The sequence below is a fragment of the Bradyrhizobium sp. CB1015 genome (assembly GCF_025200925.1).
Lineage (GTDB): Bacteria > Pseudomonadota > Alphaproteobacteria > Rhizobiales > Xanthobacteraceae > Bradyrhizobium.
In genome coordinates, this window is the sequence record NZ_CP104174.1 from 6,928,456 (window position 1) to 6,947,488 (window position 19,033).

General features: G+C 65.5%; 18 protein-coding genes. 12 read left to right on the forward strand and 6 right to left on the reverse strand.

The annotated features are described in order from the left end of the window. Positions 1-99 precede the first annotated feature (99 nt). The 6 genes from N2604_RS32545 to N2604_RS32570 all read left to right on the forward strand — a co-directional run bounded on the left by N2604_RS32545 (position 100) and on the right by N2604_RS32570 (position 5,343). Positions 100-618: a DUF962 domain-containing protein gene (locus N2604_RS32545; protein ID WP_260372064.1), complete on the forward strand. Its 519-nt coding sequence runs from the start codon at positions 100-102 to the stop codon at positions 616-618. Positions 619-646: 28 nt separating this feature from the next. Then, a complete protein-coding gene (locus N2604_RS32550; RefSeq protein WP_260372065.1) occupies positions 647-1,678 on the forward strand; it encodes an NAD-dependent epimerase/dehydratase family protein in 1,032 nt (343 codons plus the stop codon). 29 nt (positions 1,679-1,707) lie between these two features. Next, entirely contained in the window at positions 1,708-2,334 is a 627-nt protein-coding gene (locus N2604_RS32555; RefSeq protein ID WP_260372066.1) for an isoprenylcysteine carboxylmethyltransferase family protein, read from the forward strand. Between the two features lie 128 nt (positions 2,335-2,462). Further along, positions 2,463-2,672, forward strand: coding sequence for a hypothetical protein (locus tag N2604_RS32560; RefSeq protein ID WP_025038081.1), 210 nt, complete (start codon positions 2,463-2,465; stop codon positions 2,670-2,672). Positions 2,673-2,810: 138 nt separating this feature from the next. Next, positions 2,811-4,115: a sorbosone dehydrogenase family protein gene (locus tag N2604_RS32565; RefSeq protein ID WP_260372067.1), complete on the forward strand. Its 1,305-nt coding sequence runs from the start codon at positions 2,811-2,813 to the stop codon at positions 4,113-4,115. A gap of 288 nt (positions 4,116-4,403) precedes the next feature. Next, positions 4,404-5,343, forward strand: a protein-coding gene (locus N2604_RS32570; protein ID WP_409241661.1) for an IS630 family transposase whose coding sequence is annotated in 2 segments (ribosomal slippage) — positions 4,404-4,739 and positions 4,741-5,343 — 939 coding nt in all. Because the reading frame shifts where the segments join, the coding sequence is not laid out codon by codon here. A gap of 36 nt (positions 5,344-5,379) precedes the next feature. On the opposite strand, the gene N2604_RS32575 is transcribed toward N2604_RS32570, so the two are convergent. Beyond that, positions 5,380-6,204 (reverse strand): aspartate dehydrogenase, encoded by an 825-nt coding sequence (locus N2604_RS32575; protein ID WP_260376359.1) that lies wholly within the window; start codon positions 6,202-6,204, stop codon positions 5,380-5,382. Positions 6,205-6,239: 35 nt separating this feature from the next. Beyond that, complete coding sequence (locus N2604_RS32580) at positions 6,240-7,157, reverse strand: LysR family transcriptional regulator (protein WP_260372069.1); 918 nt, start codon at positions 7,155-7,157, stop codon at positions 6,240-6,242. A gap of 151 nt (positions 7,158-7,308) precedes the next feature. Between N2604_RS32580 and N2604_RS32585 the strand changes: the two genes are divergently transcribed. Then, positions 7,309-8,382 carry a tartrate dehydrogenase gene (locus N2604_RS32585; RefSeq protein ID WP_260372070.1) on the forward strand — a complete coding sequence of 358 codons (1,074 nt, stop codon included), beginning with the start codon at positions 7,309-7,311 and terminating at the stop codon, positions 8,380-8,382. A gap of 189 nt (positions 8,383-8,571) precedes the next feature. On the opposite strand, the gene N2604_RS32590 is transcribed toward N2604_RS32585, so the two are convergent. Then, positions 8,572-9,513, reverse strand: coding sequence for a LysM peptidoglycan-binding domain-containing protein (locus tag N2604_RS32590; protein ID WP_260372071.1), 942 nt, complete (start codon positions 9,511-9,513; stop codon positions 8,572-8,574). A gap of 101 nt (positions 9,514-9,614) precedes the next feature. Beyond that, positions 9,615-10,331, reverse strand: a complete 717-nt coding sequence (locus tag N2604_RS32595; protein WP_260372072.1) for a hypothetical protein — start codon at positions 10,329-10,331, stop codon at positions 9,615-9,617. A gap of 286 nt (positions 10,332-10,617) precedes the next feature. On the opposite strand from N2604_RS32595, the gene N2604_RS32600 reads away from it, so the two are divergent. From N2604_RS32600 to N2604_RS32615, 4 genes are all read left to right on the forward strand, one after another. Beyond that, entirely contained in the window at positions 10,618-11,541 is a 924-nt protein-coding gene (locus N2604_RS32600) for an ABC transporter ATP-binding protein (RefSeq protein WP_260372073.1), read from the forward strand. Continuing rightward, positions 11,538-12,299 carry an ABC transporter permease gene (locus N2604_RS32605; RefSeq protein WP_260372074.1) on the forward strand — a complete coding sequence of 254 codons (762 nt, stop codon included), beginning with the start codon at positions 11,538-11,540 and terminating at the stop codon, positions 12,297-12,299. Before N2604_RS32600 ends, N2604_RS32605 begins: the two co-directional genes overlap by 4 nt. A gap of 189 nt (positions 12,300-12,488) precedes the next feature. Continuing rightward, positions 12,489-13,268, forward strand: a complete 780-nt coding sequence (locus tag N2604_RS32610; RefSeq protein ID WP_409241662.1) for a L,D-transpeptidase family protein — start codon at positions 12,489-12,491, stop codon at positions 13,266-13,268. Positions 13,269-13,355: 87 nt separating this feature from the next. Continuing rightward, positions 13,356-14,291, forward strand: coding sequence for a glycerophosphodiester phosphodiesterase (locus tag N2604_RS32615; protein WP_260372076.1), 936 nt, complete (start codon positions 13,356-13,358; stop codon positions 14,289-14,291). Positions 14,292-14,397: 106 nt separating this feature from the next. On the opposite strand, the gene N2604_RS32620 is transcribed toward N2604_RS32615, so the two are convergent. Further along, a complete protein-coding gene (locus N2604_RS32620; protein WP_260372077.1) occupies positions 14,398-16,677 on the reverse strand; it encodes a fused MFS/spermidine synthase in 2,280 nt (759 codons plus the stop codon). A gap of 209 nt (positions 16,678-16,886) precedes the next feature. Between N2604_RS32620 and N2604_RS32625 the strand changes: the two genes are divergently transcribed. Continuing rightward, complete coding sequence (locus tag N2604_RS32625) at positions 16,887-18,497, forward strand: NAD(P)/FAD-dependent oxidoreductase (protein WP_260372078.1); 1,611 nt, start codon at positions 16,887-16,889, stop codon at positions 18,495-18,497. 287 nt (positions 18,498-18,784) lie between these two features. On the opposite strand, the gene N2604_RS32630 is transcribed toward N2604_RS32625, so the two are convergent. Continuing rightward, entirely contained in the window at positions 18,785-18,940 is a 156-nt protein-coding gene (locus N2604_RS32630) for a Flp family type IVb pilin (RefSeq protein ID WP_409241753.1), read from the reverse strand. Between the last annotated feature and the right edge of the window lie 93 nt (positions 18,941-19,033).

Below are 19,033 nucleotides of genomic sequence, written 5' to 3' on the forward strand. Positions count from 1 at the left end.
ACACGGTTTCACGCGACAAAAGTGCCGGTTTGTGCACCGCCCGGTCCAGTGCTATAGCCTCTGTTCGCCCTTCCCGACCCCGTGCTGCATGAGACCGAAATGGGTGGCTTTTTCCAGCGCCAACTTGCCGTGTATGTCGAGTACCATCGTGATCCCCGCAACACGGCGATGCATGTGGTCGGCATCCTGCTGCTGTTCACCGGCGCCGTGCTGCCGCTAACGCTGGTCAAGCTTCCGCTGTTCGGCTTCAGCGTCAGCCTGGCGGTGATCCTGGCGCTGCCGGTCTTGATTTATTGGCTGCTGCTCGACGCGGCGCTCGGGCTCGGCATTCTCGCCGTCTCCGTCGTGCTGTTTTCGGTTGCGACGAGCATTGCCGCGCAAGTCAGCACCGCGACAATGTGGGCGATTTTCGCCACGCTGGTGGTGCTCGGCCTCGCCGCACAGACCATCGGCCACAAGGTTTTTGAGGGGCGCGAGGCCTCGCTGTTCACGTTCCCCTCGCATCTTTTGCTTGGACCGATGTTCGTCATGGCAAAATTATTCATTGCATTGGGCTTCCGTCGCGACCTTGCCGCGATTCTGGCGCCTCTTCCGGCCAATTCCCTTTCAACCCGATAACGCTCGAAGCGAAACAGCAACCTTCTGCATGGCTCTCGTCCTGGTTACCGGTGGCAGTGGCTTCATCGGACATCACCTCGTAGAAGCGCTCCGCGCCCGTGGGCAGCGGGTCCGCGTTCTCGATGTCCGTGTGCCGACCGCGGCGAACGCGGACGTCGAGCACGTCCACGGCTCGGTGCTGGACTGCGCCGCGGTCGATGCGGCCATCGCCGGCGTCGATCAGGTCTATCACCTCGCCGGCCTGCCCGGCATGTGGGTCGCCAACAAGCAGGACTTTCACGAGGTCAATTGCCGCGGCACCGAAATCGTGCTCGCTTCCGCGATGAAGCACGGCGTCTCGCGCTTCCTGCACTGCTCGACCGAATCGATCCTGTTCCCCTATTCCGACCTCAAGGGCGTTCCCGCCGAAGAGGCGCTGCAGCCGGCCGAGGCGATGCCCGGCGCCTACACGCGCTCGAAATCGCTCGCCGAGCATCATGCCGCCAAGGCGGCGGCCGCGGGCTTTCCGCTGGTGATCGGCACGCCGACCATGCCGATCGGCGCCGCCGACCATAATCTGACACCGCCGACCGCGATGCTCTGGTACTTCCTGCAGAAGAAGGTGCAGCCGCATCTCAACTTCCTGGTCAACCTGGTCGACGTTCGCGACGTCGCCATGGGCCTCGTGCTGACCATGGAACGCGGCCGCCTCGGGCAGCGCTACATCCTCGGCGGCGACTGCGTCCCGCTCGGCGACATTCTGCGCATGATGTCGGCGATGAGCGGCCGCCGGCAGTTTCCGATCGTCGTACCCGGCAAGATCGCCGAGCTCTCCGCGATCATGCTCGAATACATCGCCGACCACATCACGCGCCGGCCGCCCAACGGCACCGCCGAGGGCGTACGGATCGCGCTCGCCGCGAGCGACCTCTCGATCGGCAAGGCCCGTAACGAGCTCGGCTATTCGCCGCGTCCGATCGAGCCGGTCTTGCGCGAAACCATCACCCACCTGCTCGCCCGCAACGGCCAGCAGCCCTCCGGCGCCCTCAAGCATCACGCGCTCTCCTCGCGCGCGAGCTGACGCCGCCGCTTCAAACGCAAAGAACCTTCATGTCTTTCGATTTCAGCAAGCTTCTCTCTGTCGCCTGGGGTGGCTGGACCACGACTTGGCCGACCGAACTCCTGGCTCTGCTCTGGCTCGCTTTTCTGGCCAGTTGGGTCGGTGCCTCGTTCTGGCAGGGGCAGACCAAGAAGCAGGTCATGACGCTGGAGTCGCAGCGCTACCGCCTGCCGATCCTGGTCGGCGGCATCCTGTACACGCCATGGGTCGCTGAGATTCTGGGCTGGAAGCCGCTCTGGGTGCTCGGCAACACCGGCATCGCGATCGCCGCGATCCTCTCGGCCGCCGGCATTGCCTTCGCATGGTGGGGCCGGCTGCATCTTGGAAAGTTCTGGTCCAACACCATCACCCAGAAGGAAGACCATCGCGTCATCGACACCGGCCCCTACGGCTTGGTGCGCCACCCCATCTACACCGGGCTGATCTTCGGGATGCTGGTGACCGGCGTCGCGATCGGCTTGGTGACGACGATCCTCGGCGCGATCCTGATCTCGCTCGGCATGTGGCAGAAGGGCCGGATGGAAGAGGTGTTCCTCTCGAAGGAGCTCGGCGAGGACGCCTATGGCGCCTATTGCCGCCGCGTTCCGATGATCATTCCGTTCACGTCGCCGCGGTAAGGGCATCACGCTTGTATCCCGGACGCGCTGCGCTGCGTCCGGGGCACGAGCGCAGAATCCACAAGGAACCGCCCCTCCACTCGTCCGTTAGCCCGCGACATCTGCCACCGGCCGCAGAGCATCGAGCCATGTCGGACGCCTACGATTATTTTCGCGCACACGCGATCGCCGCCGTCCGCAAGGCGCGGGCGCTGCCGCCCGGGCGGACGAAGCAGAAGCAGCGCACGGTGGCGCGGGTCTATCATCTGCTGTCCAGGGAAGCGGCGCTGGCGCCGAACATCCGTCACTTGGACGATTTTCGCGCGGCGCGGCGGCTGGAGCGGCAGATCGGTCGTTGATCTCCGGGCCGATGCGGCGACTGTCCCATGCAAATTCGATCGGCTGCCATTCCTCGGGAATAGGCCCCGGCGGCGCGCCGCACAGGTTGACGTCGGCCCCGTCAGCCAGTTGGATGCGCGCGCAAACGGGGGCTTGTCATGACTTTTTCCAGCATCTTCGCGCAGTTCGTCGCGTTCATCGGCGGCATCGCGCTGCAATGGCGCAAGATGACGGGCACCGAGCCCGCACCGGCCTGGGGCGAGAAGCCCGCCATTCCCGAAGCAAAACCGCAAGGCGCGATCCCGACCTTGAAGATGCCGACCGCACGCGGCTGGCGCGAGGGCCAGAAGCCGATCGCGGCATCCGGGCTCAAGGTCAACGCGTTCGCGACCGGTCTCGATCATCCGCGCTGGATCGAGGTGCTGCCCAATGGCGACGTGCTGATCGCGGAGGCAACGCAGATCGCAGGCGCCCCGCGCAGCGTGTTCCACTATGCGATGCAGGCGACGATGCGGCGCGCCGCGGCGCTCGGCGTCTCCGCCAATCGCATCACGCTGCTGCGGGACGGGGACGGCGACGGCGTTGCGGAGGTTCGCGGCGCGTTCATGGAGAACCTCAACCAGCCGTTCGGCATGGCGCTGGTCGGCGACACTTTCTACGTCGGCAACACCGACGGCGTGATGGCCTTTCCTTACGTTGCCGATGCCGATCGCATCATTGCGCCGGGCAAGCGGCTCACGACGTTCAAGCCCGCCGGCCACTGGACGCGCAGCCTTCTCGCCAGTCCCGATGGCAAGAAGCTCTATGCCGGCGTCGGGTCGCTCAGCAACATCGCGGAGATGGGCATGGAGGTCGAGGAAGGCCGCGCCGCGGTCTATGAGCTCGATCTCGCCGCCGGCACGCATCGCATTTTCGGCTCCGGCCTGCGCAATCCGGTCGGCCTTGCCTGGGAGCCGAATACGGGCGTGCTGTGGACCGTCGTCAACGAGCGCGACGGCCTCGGCGACGAGACGCCGCCGGACTATCTCACCTCGGTGCGCGACGGCGGCTTCTACGGCTGGCCCTATTGCTACTGGGGCAAGACGGTGGACGACCGTGTGCCGCAGGATCCGGCGATGGTCGCCAGGGCGATTCAACCGGATTATGCGCTCGGCGGCCACACCGCGTCGCTCGGTCTGTGCTGGATGCCCGCAGGCACCCTGCCCGGCTTCGGCGACGGCATGGTGATCGGCCAGCACGGCTCGTGGAATCGCAGCAAGCTATCCGGCTACAAGCTGGTATTCATCCCGTTCGCGAACGGCAAGCCCTCCGGCCCCGGTCGCGACATCCTGTCGGGCTTCCTGTCCCCGGACGAGAAGGAATCCTACGGCCGCCCGGTCGGCGTCGCGATCGGTCCCAACAAGAAGTCGCTGCTGATGGCCGACGACGTCGGCAACGTGATCTGGCGCGTGACGGGAGCGTAAGTAGGCGCCGAAGCGATCGCAATGCGTTCCGTCATCCTGAGGTGCGACGCTTGCGATGCGAACGCGTCGCAAGGGGAGCCTCGAAGGATGAACGGCCGCGATGCAGCCGGGCCGTCGTCCTTCGAGGCTTGCTCTGCGGCGCCTCCGCGCCGCAGAGCAAGCACCTCAGGATGACGGTGATAGAGCGCGGTACGTCTAAAGCGGGATGGGTTTAGACTGAATCGATTTGGGATTCCCAAATCAGTCGGTTTCTGATTCACCATGCTGGCTGGACGGAGGCCAGCATGGATGGGCAAGCCGTACTCTCTTGATCTTCGCAAACGTGTTGTGGCCGCGATCGAGGGCGGGATGTCCCGCAATCAGGCCGCCAAGCAGTTTGGGGTGGCAATCAGCACGGCCATCGGCTGGATGAAGCGGGTTGATGAGACCGGCAGTGTCGAGCCTAGCCAGATCGGCGGCTACAAGCCGAAGGCAATTTCGGGTGAGCACGCGGTCTGGCTGTCGCAGCGGATCAAGGACGGCGATTTCACCATCCGCGGTCTCGTTGCTGAGCTCGCCGGGCGCGGCCTGAAAGTCGATTATCACTCGGTATGGGACTTCGTACATGCCGAGAAGCTCAGCTTCAAAAAAAAGCGTGGCGGCTGGCGAACGCGATCGTCCCGACGTCGCGCGGCGGCGAGCCCAGTGGGCAAAGTATCAAAGTCGCGTCGAAGCTGAACGGCTGGTCTTCATCGACGAGACCTGGACCCGGACCGATATGGCCCCCTTGCGAGGATGGGCGCCGCGCGGGCACAGACTTCACGCCAAGGTTCCCCACGGCCGCTGGAAGACCATGACCTTCCTGGCGGCCCTGCGCCATGACCGGATCGATGCGCCATGGTTCATCGAGGGGCCGATCGATGGCGTGAGCTTCCGCACCTATGTCGAGAAGGTCCTCCTGCCGACCCTTCAGCCCGGTGACATCGTCGTCTTGGATAATCTCGGTAGCCACAGGAGCAAAGCGGTTCGCCAGCTCATCCGTTCGGTCGGCGCCAAACTCTTCTTCCTGCCAAAATACTCGCCAGACCTGAACCCCATCGAACAAGTCTTTGCCAAGCTCAAGCACTTGGTCCGCAAAGCTGCCGCGCGAACCGTTGACTCCGTCTGCGCTGCAATCGGCCACGCACTCGATGCCTTTACCTCAGAGGAATGCGCCAACTACCTCAAAAATTCAGGCTCTCGAACCTAATGCCATCGCGCTTTAGGTTAGTTAGGCCTCAACCCGTCACGTCCCGACGCACAGCGTGGCGCGCTGCTTGCGGAGCAGTGCGATCACCGACAGCGCCGTGATCAGGCCGGTCTTGGGATTCTCGGACGGGATGTTCTCGATACCCATCGAGAACCGCGCCGAATCCGCCTCGACCTCGATGCGGTGAACGTTGCGTGTCACGGTCGGATCGGCCCAAACCTGGATCTGGGTGCGATCGGGCCCGATGCCCGCGAGCGACAACGCAACGGCGACATTGACGTTCGCCGGAAAGCCCTTTGCGGCTTCGCGCGCGCTGCCCTCGAATAGTTTCAGCGGTTCGCGCAGATTGTCGATGTCGATGTTGTTCTGAACGATGAACGGCGCGCCCTTCAAGCCGTCGATCGGCTTGCGCGTGACCATCTTCACCGAATGGATGGTGCCGATGGCGGCGGCGTTGACGGCATCGAGACCGATCAGCGCACCTGTCGCCACGAGAATGCGGCCGCCATTGGCGCGGGCGAGATCGACAAGATCGAAATTGTCGAGCAAGCCGCCGACGCTGACCACGACCGCGGCCTTGCCGCGCTTCACTGCAGGCTCGACGATCGCTCGCAGCTGGCTGCTCGGCGCGCACTCGACCACGATGTCGGCAGCTTCGCCGAGCTGGTCGAGCGGCAGGATTTTCGGTGGGCGACGCAAGCTGTCGATGAAGGCTTGTTGCTTGGCGGGATCCCGCACGGCCACGGCCGCGAGCGACAGGCCCTCGATGCCCTGATCGAGCGCGGCTGCAATCTTGGTGCCGATCGAGCCCAGCCCCGCAATGGCCACCCGCAATTCGCTCGAAGCCTTCTGATCCGTCATCACCATCCCTCTATCCTGACCGATGTCATAGCCGCTCACGCTTCCCGCGCATAGCTGCGCAGGCGGGCTTCCAGAACGGCCAGCATGGCATCGCGCGCCGGATCGCGCGAACCGCGCAGCCAGGCCGCGGCAAGCGGCAGCCGGCCCACCGGCCCACGCTGCTTCGGCCGAAGCGGCACGAAGCGCACACCCGTCACCGCCATCCGTGCGGTCCAGCGCGGCACGATCGCGACCCCGAGCTTCGCTGCCACGAGGTTGATGATGGTCTGCTTCTCGTCGGCGACCTGAACGATGCGCGGCGTCAGGCCGGCCTGCTCGAACAGCTTGACCGTGAGGTCGTGACTATGCGGGCGCGAGCGGCGGTCCGGCACCAGCATCGCCTCGTCGGCGATATCCGCCGGCGTGATCGCTTTGCGCCCGGCCAGCGCGTGCCGCCGCGGGAACGCAACGATCGCGCTCTCCTGGAGCAGGTCGTGGAATTCAAGCCGCTTGTCCGGCCGGTCAGGCGGACGCACGAAGGCGAGATCGAGCGCGCCGGTCAAGATCTTCGGCAGCAGCCGGACAGTCTTGTCTTCGAGGAGCTGCACCGCGATGTCAGGATGCCTGGCGCCGAAATCGCGCAGGAGCGGCGGCAACAATCCGGCCGCCGCGCTGTCGATGGCACCGACCCGCAGCCGCCGCGCGGCCCCCGCGCGCGAGCGGTTGCGCAAATTGCTCTCGACCGCCTCGACCTTGGCGAGGATGGCGCGGGCATCGCGCAGCAGCGTCGCGCCGTCCTCGGTGAGCTGCACCGCGCGCGTCGTCCGCGCAAACAGCCGCGTTCCCAGATCCTCCTCCAGCAGCCTGATCTGCCGGCCGAGCGCAGAAGGCAGCATCTGGAGCTGCTGCGCCGCGCGACCGAAATGCAGCTGCTCGGCCGTCGCCACGAAGCATCGGAGCTGATGCAATTCCATTCCGGAAAATCCTCTCGTCTCGCGGCGATGATTATATCATTTTTTTGTATAAACCAGCGCCGATTGAGTTTGCCCTGCACTGTCGACTAGATTCGCCGGCGACGCCGACCGCCGGATATGCCGGCACGATCTCTCAAACGGAGCCCTTCCCATGCGCACCCATTCGATCGCAGCCATTCCCGCCGACGGCATCGGCCCCGAGGTGATCTCGGCCGGTGTCCGCGTGCTGGAGGCGCTGGCCAAGCGCAGCGGCGACATCTCCTTCAACGTCAAGACGTTCGACTGGGGCTCGGATTATTACAAGAAGCACGGCGTGATGATGCCGGCGGACGGTCTCAGCGAGCTGAAGAAGTTCGACGCGATCTATTTCGGCGCGGTCGGCGCCCCTGACGTGCCCGACCACATCACGCTGTGGGGCCTGCGCCTGCCGATCTGCCAGGGTTTTGATCAATATGCCAATGTGCGGCCGACCAAGATCCTGCCGGGCGTCGCCTCGCCACTGCGCAATGTCGGCGTCGGCGATCTCGACTGGGTGATCGTGCGCGAGAATTCGGAAGGCGAATATGCCGGCATGGGCGGGCGCGCCCACAGGGGCCTGCCGGAGGAGGTCGGCACCGAGGTCGCCGTGTTCACCCGCGTCGGCGTCACCCGCATCATGCGCTATGCGTTCCAGCTCGCGCAGTCGCGCCCGCGCAAATTCCTGACCGTCGTGACCAAGTCGAACGCACAGCGCCACGGCATGGTGATGTGGGACGAGATCGCGGCCGAGGTCGCCGGCGAATTCCCTGACGTGACCTGGGACAAGATGCTGGTCGATGCCATGACGGTGCGCATGACGCTGCATCCGAAGAGCCTCGACACCATCGTCGCGACCAATCTCCACGCCGACATCCTCTCCGATCTCGCCGGCGCACTGGCGGGAAGCCTCGGCGTCGCGCCGACCGGCAACATCGATCCGCAGCGCCGCTTCCCCTCGATGTTCGAGCCGATCCACGGCTCGGCCTTCGACATCACCGGCAAGGGCATCGCCAACCCGGTCGCGACGTTCTGGACCGGCGCGCAGATGCTCGAGCATCTCGGCGAGAAGGATGCCGCCTCAAGGCTGATGGCCGCCGTCGAGCGCGTCTGCGCCGCGGGCGTGCTGACGCCGGATGTCGGGGGCAAGGCAACGACGAAGGAGGTCACGGACGCCGTGATCGATGCGATCCACGGATCGAATGTGTAGTCTTATCGGATCGAGTGTCGCCCAGGACTTGCTGCACCTCTCCCGCTTGCGGGGGAGGTCGACGCGCGTAGCGCGGCGGGTGGGGGCTCTCTCCTCTCGGGGGTTCTCGATCGTGGAGACACCCCCTCCCCAACCCTCCCCGCAAGCGGGAGAGGGAGCGCACCGTCTTCTGCGGCAAGATAACGGCCCCTACCTCCGCGCCGCCGGTGCAGCCGGCGGCGTGGCCATCGCGGCGGCCGGCTCGGGCGGCGTCAGATGGCGAGGGACGATGATGGTCTGGCCCGGCGTCAGCTGCGCGTTCTCGGGCAGCGAGTTGCTCTGCGCCAGCGTCCACAGCGGCACGCGATTGGCTGCGGCAATGCTCTCCATGGTGTCGCCGCGGCGCACCGACACCCGCACGCCGCTGTCCCACAATTCGACCAGCGTATCCGCCGGCACCAGATAGCGCAGCGGCACGGCATCGGCCTGCGTCCGCGGCGGAATGCGGGGCAGCTGCGTCACCATCTCGACGATCTGACGATGGATATCGTCGGACTTCTCGATGTTGATGTGGCTGACGCGCGCGTTTTCCTTGAGGTCGTAGCTGGCGTAATGGCCGCGAAAGCCGGGCACGGCAACGACGTCGCCGCCGCCGAGCACGCTGTCGGACAGGAAGATGTTGATGAAGCGCTCGACGTTGAGGGGGACATCGCCGGTCGCGTGCGCGGGATCGATGGCGATGACGAGGCTGATCGGGATGTTCTCCTTGGCCGCCATCTCGGAGATGACGATCGAGCACAGCCCGCCCATGGAATGGCCGATCAGCACAATCGGCGCCGCCTTCTCCTTGTAGCTGGCGATGGCGCGGTTGCCGATCAGCCGGCACAGGGTGAATTCGTAGACGTCGGCCGAGAAGCCGGCCTGCGTCAGCTTCTCGCTGAGCCGGTCCATGCCGGTCGAGAAGATCGGGCCCATGGCGCCGCGAAACAGGTAGACCTTCGGCGGTGGCAACGGCTCGAACGGCGGAGGCGGCGGCGCGGCGGGGACGGCCGCAATGGTCTTGGACTTGGGCGGCGAAGCCGCGGCCGTGCCCGTGCCGAGGGCGAGCAGCACGACTGCTGCAAGCACGATCAGGCGCCTTGGATGAGCCATCCGTTCAGAAGTCCTACCACCGGAGGCGGCGCCTCCCCTTGCGGTACTTCTTGACCGCGGAATTGGCAGATTTTGCGGCGCCGAAGCCTAGCCGTTCCGGACTAGTTCCTCGCCGGAGCCGCCGCCGCCGCGCGCGCGGGCCGCGGTGCGCCGGGCTCGGCAACGGGGGCAGCCGGGGCGCGCGAGCGCATGATCGCGGCGTCGATCTCGGCGATGACGCGGCGCTGGATCGCCTCGTTCTTGTCGATCGAGATGTGGCCGACGCCGGTGCCGCGGACGTCGACATTGTCGAGCTTGCCGCGAAGGCCGGCCGCGGCCCGCACCGGCTCGCCGGGGCCGTCGCCGATATAGATGTTGATGTAGCGTTCCGCGCCGGTCGAGAGCTTGGTCTTGAACACGGAATCGAGACCGATCGCGAGCTTCACTGGCACGCCGAGCTGGTTGAGCTTGGCGATCATGTCGGGCAGCGCGGTCGCCCCGGAGGAATGGCCGACCAGGATGATGGTCTTGAGCCGGCCGGCCTTGTAGGCAGCTGCCGCTTCATCGGCGAGCGAGGACCAGGACACGAAATTGGCGACGGTCACCGGGATGCCCTGCGCCTGGAGCCGGGCACCGATCGTGTCGAGGCCGAGCGAGAAGATGTTGAGCACGCCGCGGAGCAGATAGACGTGCGTGGTCGCCGCCGCGACCTGGCTCGGCGCGGCCTTGGCGGTGGTCGGGCTGATGGCAACAGCTGACAGCAGGAGCAGGCCCATCGCCCAGGCACGGAGGGCGGACAGCTGGCTGGCGCCGGCGGTGTGACGGCCGTTCGGTCTCATCGATCTTTTCCCCGGAGACAATACGCTTCGCGATTGGCCGGAATCGTAGCCACGGCGCGCTCGCAGACGCAACAAAGAGCCGCGTGAACGGCAATCTTAGCCACAGCCCGTGGCCATAGCGCAACACTTGCCCGGAACATGCCACTGAAGCGCCTGTTTCGAGACCATTTTTCTCCGGGGAATTGCGGAGGGACAACAGCGTTCCTATTTCAGGGCTCCGCCGACCTGCCCTCCTGGATGGTCCGGCCCCTTCCCCCAGCCTTTGCTCCTCAGCCTTGCGGCCATCATGTCTTCCATCATCTCCGTCGCCAATCTGTCGAAGACCTATGGGTCCGGCTTCAAGGCGCTCAAGAACGTCAATCTCGATATCAAGCGCGGCGAGATTTTCGCGCTGCTCGGCCCCAACGGCGCCGGCAAGACCACGCTGATCTCGATCATCTGCGGCATCGCCAATCCGAGCGAGGGCCGCGTCCTGGTCGGCGGCGAGGACATCCAGACCTCCTACCGCAAGGCACGCTCGCTGATCGGCCTCGTGCCGCAGGAATTGCACACCGACGCCTTCGAGAGCGTATGGGCGACCGTGAGCTTCTCACGCGGCCTGTTCGGCAAGCCGAAGAACCCCGATCACATCGAGAAGGTGCTGAAGGCCCTCTCGCTGTGGGACAAGAAGGACAACAAGATCATCACGCTCTCGGGCGGCATGAAGCGCCGCGTGATGATCGCCAAGGCATTGTCGCACGAGCCGCAGATCCTGTTCCTCGACGAGCCGACCGCCGGCGTCGACGTCGAGCTGCGCAAGGGCATGTGGGAGGTGGTGCGCGGACTTCAGCAGTCCGGCGTCACCATCATCCTCACCACGCATTACATCGAGGAAGCCGAGGAGATGGCCGACCGCATCGGCGTCATCAACAAGGGCGAGATCGTGCTGGTCGAGGACAAGACCACCTTGATGCAGAAGCTCGGCAAGAAGCGGCTGACGCTGCATTTGCAGCACACAGTGACGTCGTTGCCGGAAAGCCTCGCGCATTACGAGCTCGAGCTTTGCGATGACGGCGCGACGCTGGTCTACGATTACGACACCCAGGGCGAGCGCACCGGCATCACCAGCCTGCTCGGCGACCTCCGCACCGCCGGCATCCGCTTCAACGACCTCGACACGACGCAATCGTCGCTCGAGGACATCTTCGTCGACCTCGTGAGGACATCATGAACCACCGCGCCATCCGCGCCATCTATCTGTTCGAAATGGCGCGCACCTGGCGAACGCTGCTGCAAAGCATCGTCTCGCCGGTGGTCTCGACCTCGCTCTATTTCGTGGTGTTCGGCGCTGCGATCGGCTCGCGCATCAGCCAGGTCGAGGGCGTCAGCTACGGCACTTTCATCGTGCCGGGCCTGATCATGCTCTCGGTGCTGACGCAGAGCATCGCCAACGCCTCGTTCGGCATCTACTTCCCGAAATTCACCGGCACGATCTACGAGATCCTGTCGGCACCGATCTCCTATTTCGAGATCGTGCTCGGCTATGTCGGCGCCGCCGCGACCAAGTCGATCATCCTGGGCCTGATCATCCTGGCGACCGCCGGCCTGTTCGTGCCGCTGCACATCCACCATCCGATCTGGATGCTGGCCTTCCTGGTGCTGACGGCCGTGACGTTCAGCCTGTTCGGCTTCATCATTGGCATCTGGGCCGACGGCTTCGAGAAGCTGCAGATGATCCCAATGCTGGTGGTGACGCCGCTGACCTTCCTCGGCGGCAGCTTCTATTCCATCGACATGCTGCCGCCCGCCTGGCGCACGGTCGCGCTGCTCAACCCGGTCGTCTATCTGATCTCCGGCTTCCGCTGGAGCTTCTACGAGATCGCGGACGTCAGCGTGTCCGTCAGCATCGGCATGACGCTGGCCTTCCTGGTGATCTGTCTGGTCGTGATCTGGTGGATCTTCCGCACCGGTTACCGGCTCAAGAACTGACCGCGCGGCGCTCGCGAAAATGTCAGCACCGCCAGCCGGCGCGGCACAAAGCGGCCTTGCTTACGCCTGGCATCACGTTAACGATGGGCTGGCTGGCCGCTGGAACCAACGCTAGGCTGCAGGCATAATGCACGCCGGGGGACGGAGAGCCGCGGCGCGAGCATGAACAGGCCGGAGGCCAGACGTCAGATGCGTTCGTTTTTAATTGCTTTTACATCCCTGATGCTTTTGAGCGTAAGCACCGCGCAGGCCAAGGTCGAGATCACCGTCGACAAGGACAATCAGCAGATGACCGTCGCCGTCGACGGCGTCGCGCGCTATCACTGGCCGGTGTCGACCGGCATCCCCTCGCGCGAGACACCGAACGGCGCCTTCCGCGCCTTCCGGATGGAAGAGGATCACTATTCCAAGGAATTCGACGACGCGCCGATGCCGCACGCGATCTTCTTCACCAAAGTCGGGCACGCCATCCACGGCACGGACTCGGTCGGCCGGCTCGGCTCGCCGGCATCCCATGGCTGCGTGCGGCTGTCGCGCCAGAACGCCTCGACGCTCTATGCGCTGGTGCAGCAGCAGGGCGTGCTCAATACCACGGTGACGCTGACCGGCTCGGCACAGGTGGCGCTGGCGCGCAATCCGCGCGGCCGCAATGCCAATGCGGTGGCCCGCGCCCCGCAGCCCGCTGAGGAGCAATACGCCACCACAGGCGCCCCGATGAACCTGACGCCGCCGGCGCAGCCCGCGCGGCGCTACATGCCGCAGGACGACAACTACATCTACCCGGCCGACGGCAGCGACACTGGCGCGCGCTATCCGGCGCCGCGCTCGGCCACCCGCCCGCTCTACGATGCGCAGGTCTACCAGCAGCCGCAGCCGTATTACGATCAGGGCTACGGCCAGCAGGGCTACTATCATCAGCCGCAGCCCCGGCAATATTATCAGCCGCGCGGGTATTACTATCAGAACTGACGCGACCGCCATCAACCGCGAGGCACCATGCCCTCACGTGCCACGACGATTCTGATTGTGATCTCGATTGTGATAGCGGGACAGGCCATGGGATCCGATTTGGCCTTCGACCTCGAGGCGCATCGCGGCGGGCGGGCGCTGTTGCCGGAAAACACCCTGCCCGCCTTCGCCCACTCGCTCACGATGGGCGTGGACACGCTGGAGCTCGACGTCGGCGTCACCGCGGACGGCGAAGTGATCGTCTCGCATGAGCGCGGGCTCAATCCCGATCTCGCACGGCGGCCCGATGGGGCCTACATCGCTCCGCCCGGCACGCCTTTCGTCAAGCTGCGGCTCGACGAGGTCAGGACCTATGACGTCGGCCAGATCCGCCCCGAGAGTGCCTACTCGCGACAATTCCCCGACCAGCGTGCGCTGCCGGGGACGCGTATTCCCACCTTGCGCGAGCTGTTCGCGCTGGTGCGCAAGTCCGGCAACACGCAGGTGCGCTTCAACATCGAGACCAAGATCGATCCGAACCATCCGGATGAAACGCTGGATCCGCAGGCCTTCGTCGCGAAGCTGCTCGGAGTGATCGAGGCCGAAAAATTCTCCGACCGCGTCATGATCCAGTCGTTCGACTGGCGAACCCTGCTTCTCGTGCAGCAGCAGGCGCCGAACATCCCGACCGTGTATCTGACGCTCCAGCGCGGCTCGGCTCCGACGGTGGCGCTCGACAAGGCGACGAGCTGGACGGCGGGGTTCAGCCCGGCCGATCACGGCGGCTCGCTGCCGCGGACGATCAAGGCCGCGGGCGGCGCGATCTGGTCGCCTCATTTCGGCGACGTGACCGCGGCGCTCGTTACGGAGGCTCACGCGCTCGGGCTGCGCGTCGTGGTCTGGACGGTGAACAAGCGTGAAGACATGGCGCGGATGATCGAGATCGGCGTCGACGGCATCATCTCGGACAGGCCCGACCTGCTGCGGCAAGTCGCCGGCGAGAAGGGGATCGCGCTGCCGGCTGGGACGCCGGTGGCGCCTTAGTTGCGATGCCTCGTAGCCCGGATGGAGCGCAGCGAAATCCGGGATTGTGCCACGCCGCGAGCGCCCCCGGATTGCGCTTCGCTCCATCCGGGCTACGAAGAGAGCCCTACTCCCCGTCCCGAAAACGCCGATACAGCGCGCCCAGGATGTTGGAATAATCGTCGGTCCAGACCCGCACCCTGTCATCGGCCTCGGTCTGCTCCCATTGCTTGGAGGATGCGAGCCTGCCGACATCGGCCTCCTCGCGCGCGGAGATGACGACGTCGGTCGAGAAGATGTAGTCACCATCGCGCCCGGAATCCTCGTTGAAGACCCAGCTCTTGAGATCGTTGGCATCCGCAATGCCGACGACGACGGTCTCCAGATCCAGATGCCGGTTGGAGACGTGCATCACCACGGCACCGTGCGGCGCGAGCTTGTCCTTGTAGATCTTCATCGCCTCTTCGGTCGCAAGGTGGATCGGAATCGCATCGGACGAATAGGCATCGACGATGACGAGATCATAGGCGCCGTCGGGCTCCTTGGCGAAGGTGAGGCGCGCATCGCCGATGACGGGCTTCATGTCCGGCATGCAGCTCGAGATGTAACGGAAATTCCTGGGGTCGCGCGCCGCGTCGACCATGGACTGGTCGATCTCGAAAAAGGTCCAGCTCTCCCCTGGCTCGGCGGCGCAGGCGAGCGTGCCGGAGCCGACGCCGATCGCGGCGACCTTCAGCGGCGCGCCCTTGCGCTCGCGGATCGCGCTGACGGCCTGACCGATGCCGCCGTCCTTGTGATAATAGGTGATCGGCTCGGGCTTGCCTTCGACCGGCGTGCCGTCATTGTTCCGGAAGCGTTCGGCGCCATGAATGGTGGTGCCGTGCATCAGCACATGGAAATAGCCGCCCGGCGTCACCACGATCTTGTGCACGCCGAAGAAGCTGCGCACCGTCGTGACGCGGCCCTCGTCTGCGGGATAAACGCGGATCAACGCCAGCGCCAGCGCAACGGTGGCAAAGATCTTCCAGCGCCCGGCATTGAGGATCAGCGCGAGCAGCGCGGCGAGCACGCCGACGGCGCCGGCGACCCAGACGCGATGATCCTCGAACCAGGTCGAGAGGCTGCCCGTCGTGTATGACGGCGCGATGAGCGCCACCGCGAGCGCGGCGAGCGCCAGCCAGTACCATTTGACGACGCCGGCCAGCCGCTCGTTCGCGGACGGACGGCACAGCGCGGCAAGCGCGATCAGGATCGGATATTCGGCGATCCACGAGAAGGTGAAGGGCGCAACGAGCCCCGCGAACAAGCCACCGACCATGCCGCCGAACGACAGCGCCACATAGAAGCCGGTGAGATATCTGGCGGCAGGCCGCGTCCGCGCCAGCTCGCCGTGACAGGCCATGGCGATGACGAAGAAGCAGAGTTGATGTCCGCCGAGCGTCAGCAGCAGGTTCTGCTCGCCGCCGAAAGCCAGCAGGACGACGACGCCAGCGATCGCGACGGGCTGGAGCATCAGCATCCATTTGTGCGGCAGCAGCGGCCGCGACTGGAACACGACGACCCAGGTCAGCAGATACAGCGAGAGCGGCAGCACCCACAAAAGCGGCGCCGCCGCGACGTCGGTCGAGATGTGCGCGGTGACGGCGATGAGCAGCCCCGAGGGCACGGCGGCGAGGAAGATCCAGCGCAGCCGCGTCAAGAGACCGGGCGCGGGCGCATTCACGTCGTCCACCCGCGCGTCAACCACCGCCAGCTTCGGCGAGCGCAACAACAGCACGCCGCAGGCGCCGATGAGGAGGATCAGCAGGCCATAGCCACCGGTCCAGAACCGGTTCTGCGTCTGCAGCGTGAACATCGGTTCCAGCAGGAACGGATAGGACAACAGCGCAAGGAAGCTGCCGATATTCGAGGAGGCATAGAGGAAATAGGGATCGTGCCCGGCGGGATGGCCGGTGCGGACGAACCAGGCCTGCAGCAGCGGATTGTTGGCGGCGAGCGCGAAGAACGGCAGCCCGATCGAGACCGCGAACAGGCCGAGCAGCCAGACTGCATAGCCCGAGGCCGGCGGCTCGACATAGGCGGAGGGGATGCCGAGCGGCAGCGTGGCGAAGGCGGCGAGCAGCAGCACCAGATGCACCGCCACGGGGACGATCCGGTTCCGTGCGTGCATCAACAGATGCGCATAGGCATAGCCGGCGAGCAGCAGCGACTGGAAGAACACCATGGCCACCGACCACACCGCCGGCGAGCCGCCGAGCCGCGGCAGCACCATCTTGGTGAACAGCGGCTGCACCGAGAACAGCAGCAGCGCGCTGACGAAGATCGCAGCGGTGTAGACCGTCAGCAGCAGCCGGTTGCGCGACGACGACGGCTGCTCCGTGGCGGCGGGTTGCACGATCGAATCCATGAATGCTCCGGCTCAAACCCCGGCGCGCGCCGGATCGCGCGCAATGGAGCACAAGGCGCCTGAACGGGCAATAAAGTGTGGCGTGATGTTGCAGCGAGGAATGCTTGATATAGAGATGTCATTCCGGGGCGCCTCGGAGAGGCGAACCCGGAACCTCGAGATTCCGGGTTCGATGCTGCGCATCGCCCCGGAATGACACCAGGGACATCATGACCGAAACCGACGTCGTCATCATCGGCGCGGGCCATAACGGCCTCACCTGCGCGGCCTATCTCGCGATGGCGGGTCTGCGCGTGCGCGTGGTGGAGCGGCGCAAGGTGGTCGGCGGTGCGGCGGTGACGGAGGAGTTTCACCCCGGCTTTCGCAATTCTGTCGCCGCATACACCGTGAGCCTGCTCAATCCGCAGGTGATCCGTGACCTCAAGCTCGCCGAGCAGGGCCTGCGCATCGTCGAGCGGCGCGCGCAGAACTTTCTGCCCGCGCCGGATGGCAGCTATCTCCTCACCGGCGAGGGGCGGACGAAAGCCTCGGTGGCGCGGCTCAGCGCGCATGATGCCGAAGCACTCGACGGCTTCGCGCGCGAGCTGGAAGACATCGCCGACGTGCTCAGGCGGTTCGTGCTGCGCGCGCCGCCGAACCTGCTCGACGGCTTTGGCACCAACGCGATCCGCGAAGCCGTGAACGCATTGCAGAGCGCCAACATTCTGCGTGGCCTGACGCTGGAACAGAGCCGCAGCCTGCTCGATCTGTTCACGCGCTCGGCCGGCGAGATGCTGGACGAACGTTTCGAGCACGATCTGGTCAAGGCGCTGTTCGGCTTCGACGCCATCGTCGGCAACTATGCCAGCCCCTACGCCGCCGGCTCGGCCTATGTGATGCTGCATCACGCCTTCGGCGAGGTGAACGGCAAGAAGGGCGTCTGGGGCCACGCCATCGGCGGCATGGGCGCGATCACGCAGGCCATGGCCCGCGCGGCACGCGACCGCGGCGTCGTGATCGACACGGATGCCGGCGTCCGCGAGGTCATCGTCGAGCGCGACCGCGCCGTCGGCGTGGTGCTGGAGAACGGCTCTGCCATCCGCGCGAAATATGTCGCGGCCAATGTCAATCCGAAGCTGCTCTACACGCACCTGATCGCGGCCGAGACTCTCCCTGCGGACTTCCTCGCCCGCATCCGGCACTGGAAGAACGGCTCCGGCACGTTCCGCATGAACGTGGCGCTGGACCGCCTGCCCTCCTTCGCAGCGCTATCAGGCGAGGGCGATCACCTCACCTCCGGCATCATCCTGGCCCCGAGTCTCGGCTACATGGACCGCGCCTTTCTCGACGCGCGCAACCAGGGCTGGAGCCGAGAGCCCGTGGTGGAAATGCTGATCCCCTCGACGCTCGACGACACGCTGGCCCCGGCCGGCAAGCATGTCGCGAGCCTGTTCTGCCAGCACGTCGCGCCGGAGCTTCCCGATGGCAAGTCGTGGGACGACCATCGCGAAGAGGTCGCCGATCTCATGATCGCGACGGTGGATAAGTACGCCCCGGGTTTTGCGGCGAGCGTGCTGGGCCGCCAGATCCTGTCTCCGCTCGATCTCGAGCGGCAATTCGGGCTGCTCGGCGGCGACATCTTCCACGGCGCGCTGACGTTGAACCAGCTGTTCTCGGCGCGGCCGATGCTGGGCCACGCCGATTATCGCGGGCCGCTGAGAGGCCTCTACCATTGCGGCTCCGGCGCCCACCCCGGCGGTGGCGTCACCGGCGCCCCCGGCCACAACGCGGCGCAGGCGATCCTGCGGGACCACCGCTCCCTGTTCGGAAGCCGTGGATAGGCCTGTGGATGGGTTGTGGACAGGCTGTCGAAGGGTCTGTGACCGGCCTGAGGATGCCTGGGCCAGACGGTCGGGAGCGATCCTGGGGAAAGCCGGTGGAAAATCGGCGTGGCGATCACGGGAAAAGTGGTGGACAGGGTCCGGACAAGCAGGCGGATAAACTGTGAAAGCCCTTGGGAGACCGCGAGCCCCAACCGACCTCGCCCACCAGGGGTATCCCCTAGCGGGCGGTGATCAGGAACAGCCTCTGAAGAAAAATAGCCCCGGCTGGGAAATGCCGGCGGAAATTACTTCAAGGAGGTGCTAATCGAACTGAACTTCTCGTTCATGGTGGTGCCCAGGCTGTTCACCACGGTGATGATCGCCAGGGCAATACCCGCGGCGATCAGGCCGTATTCGATCGCGGTTGCACCGGACTCATCCGACCAGAACTTCTGAACCATGCGCTTCAAAACTCGCCTCCGTTTCAATTCCAAGCTGTGTTGGCTTGATTGCACATCCGAGAATATACGGGGCAGGCGCTACAGGCGGGTTAA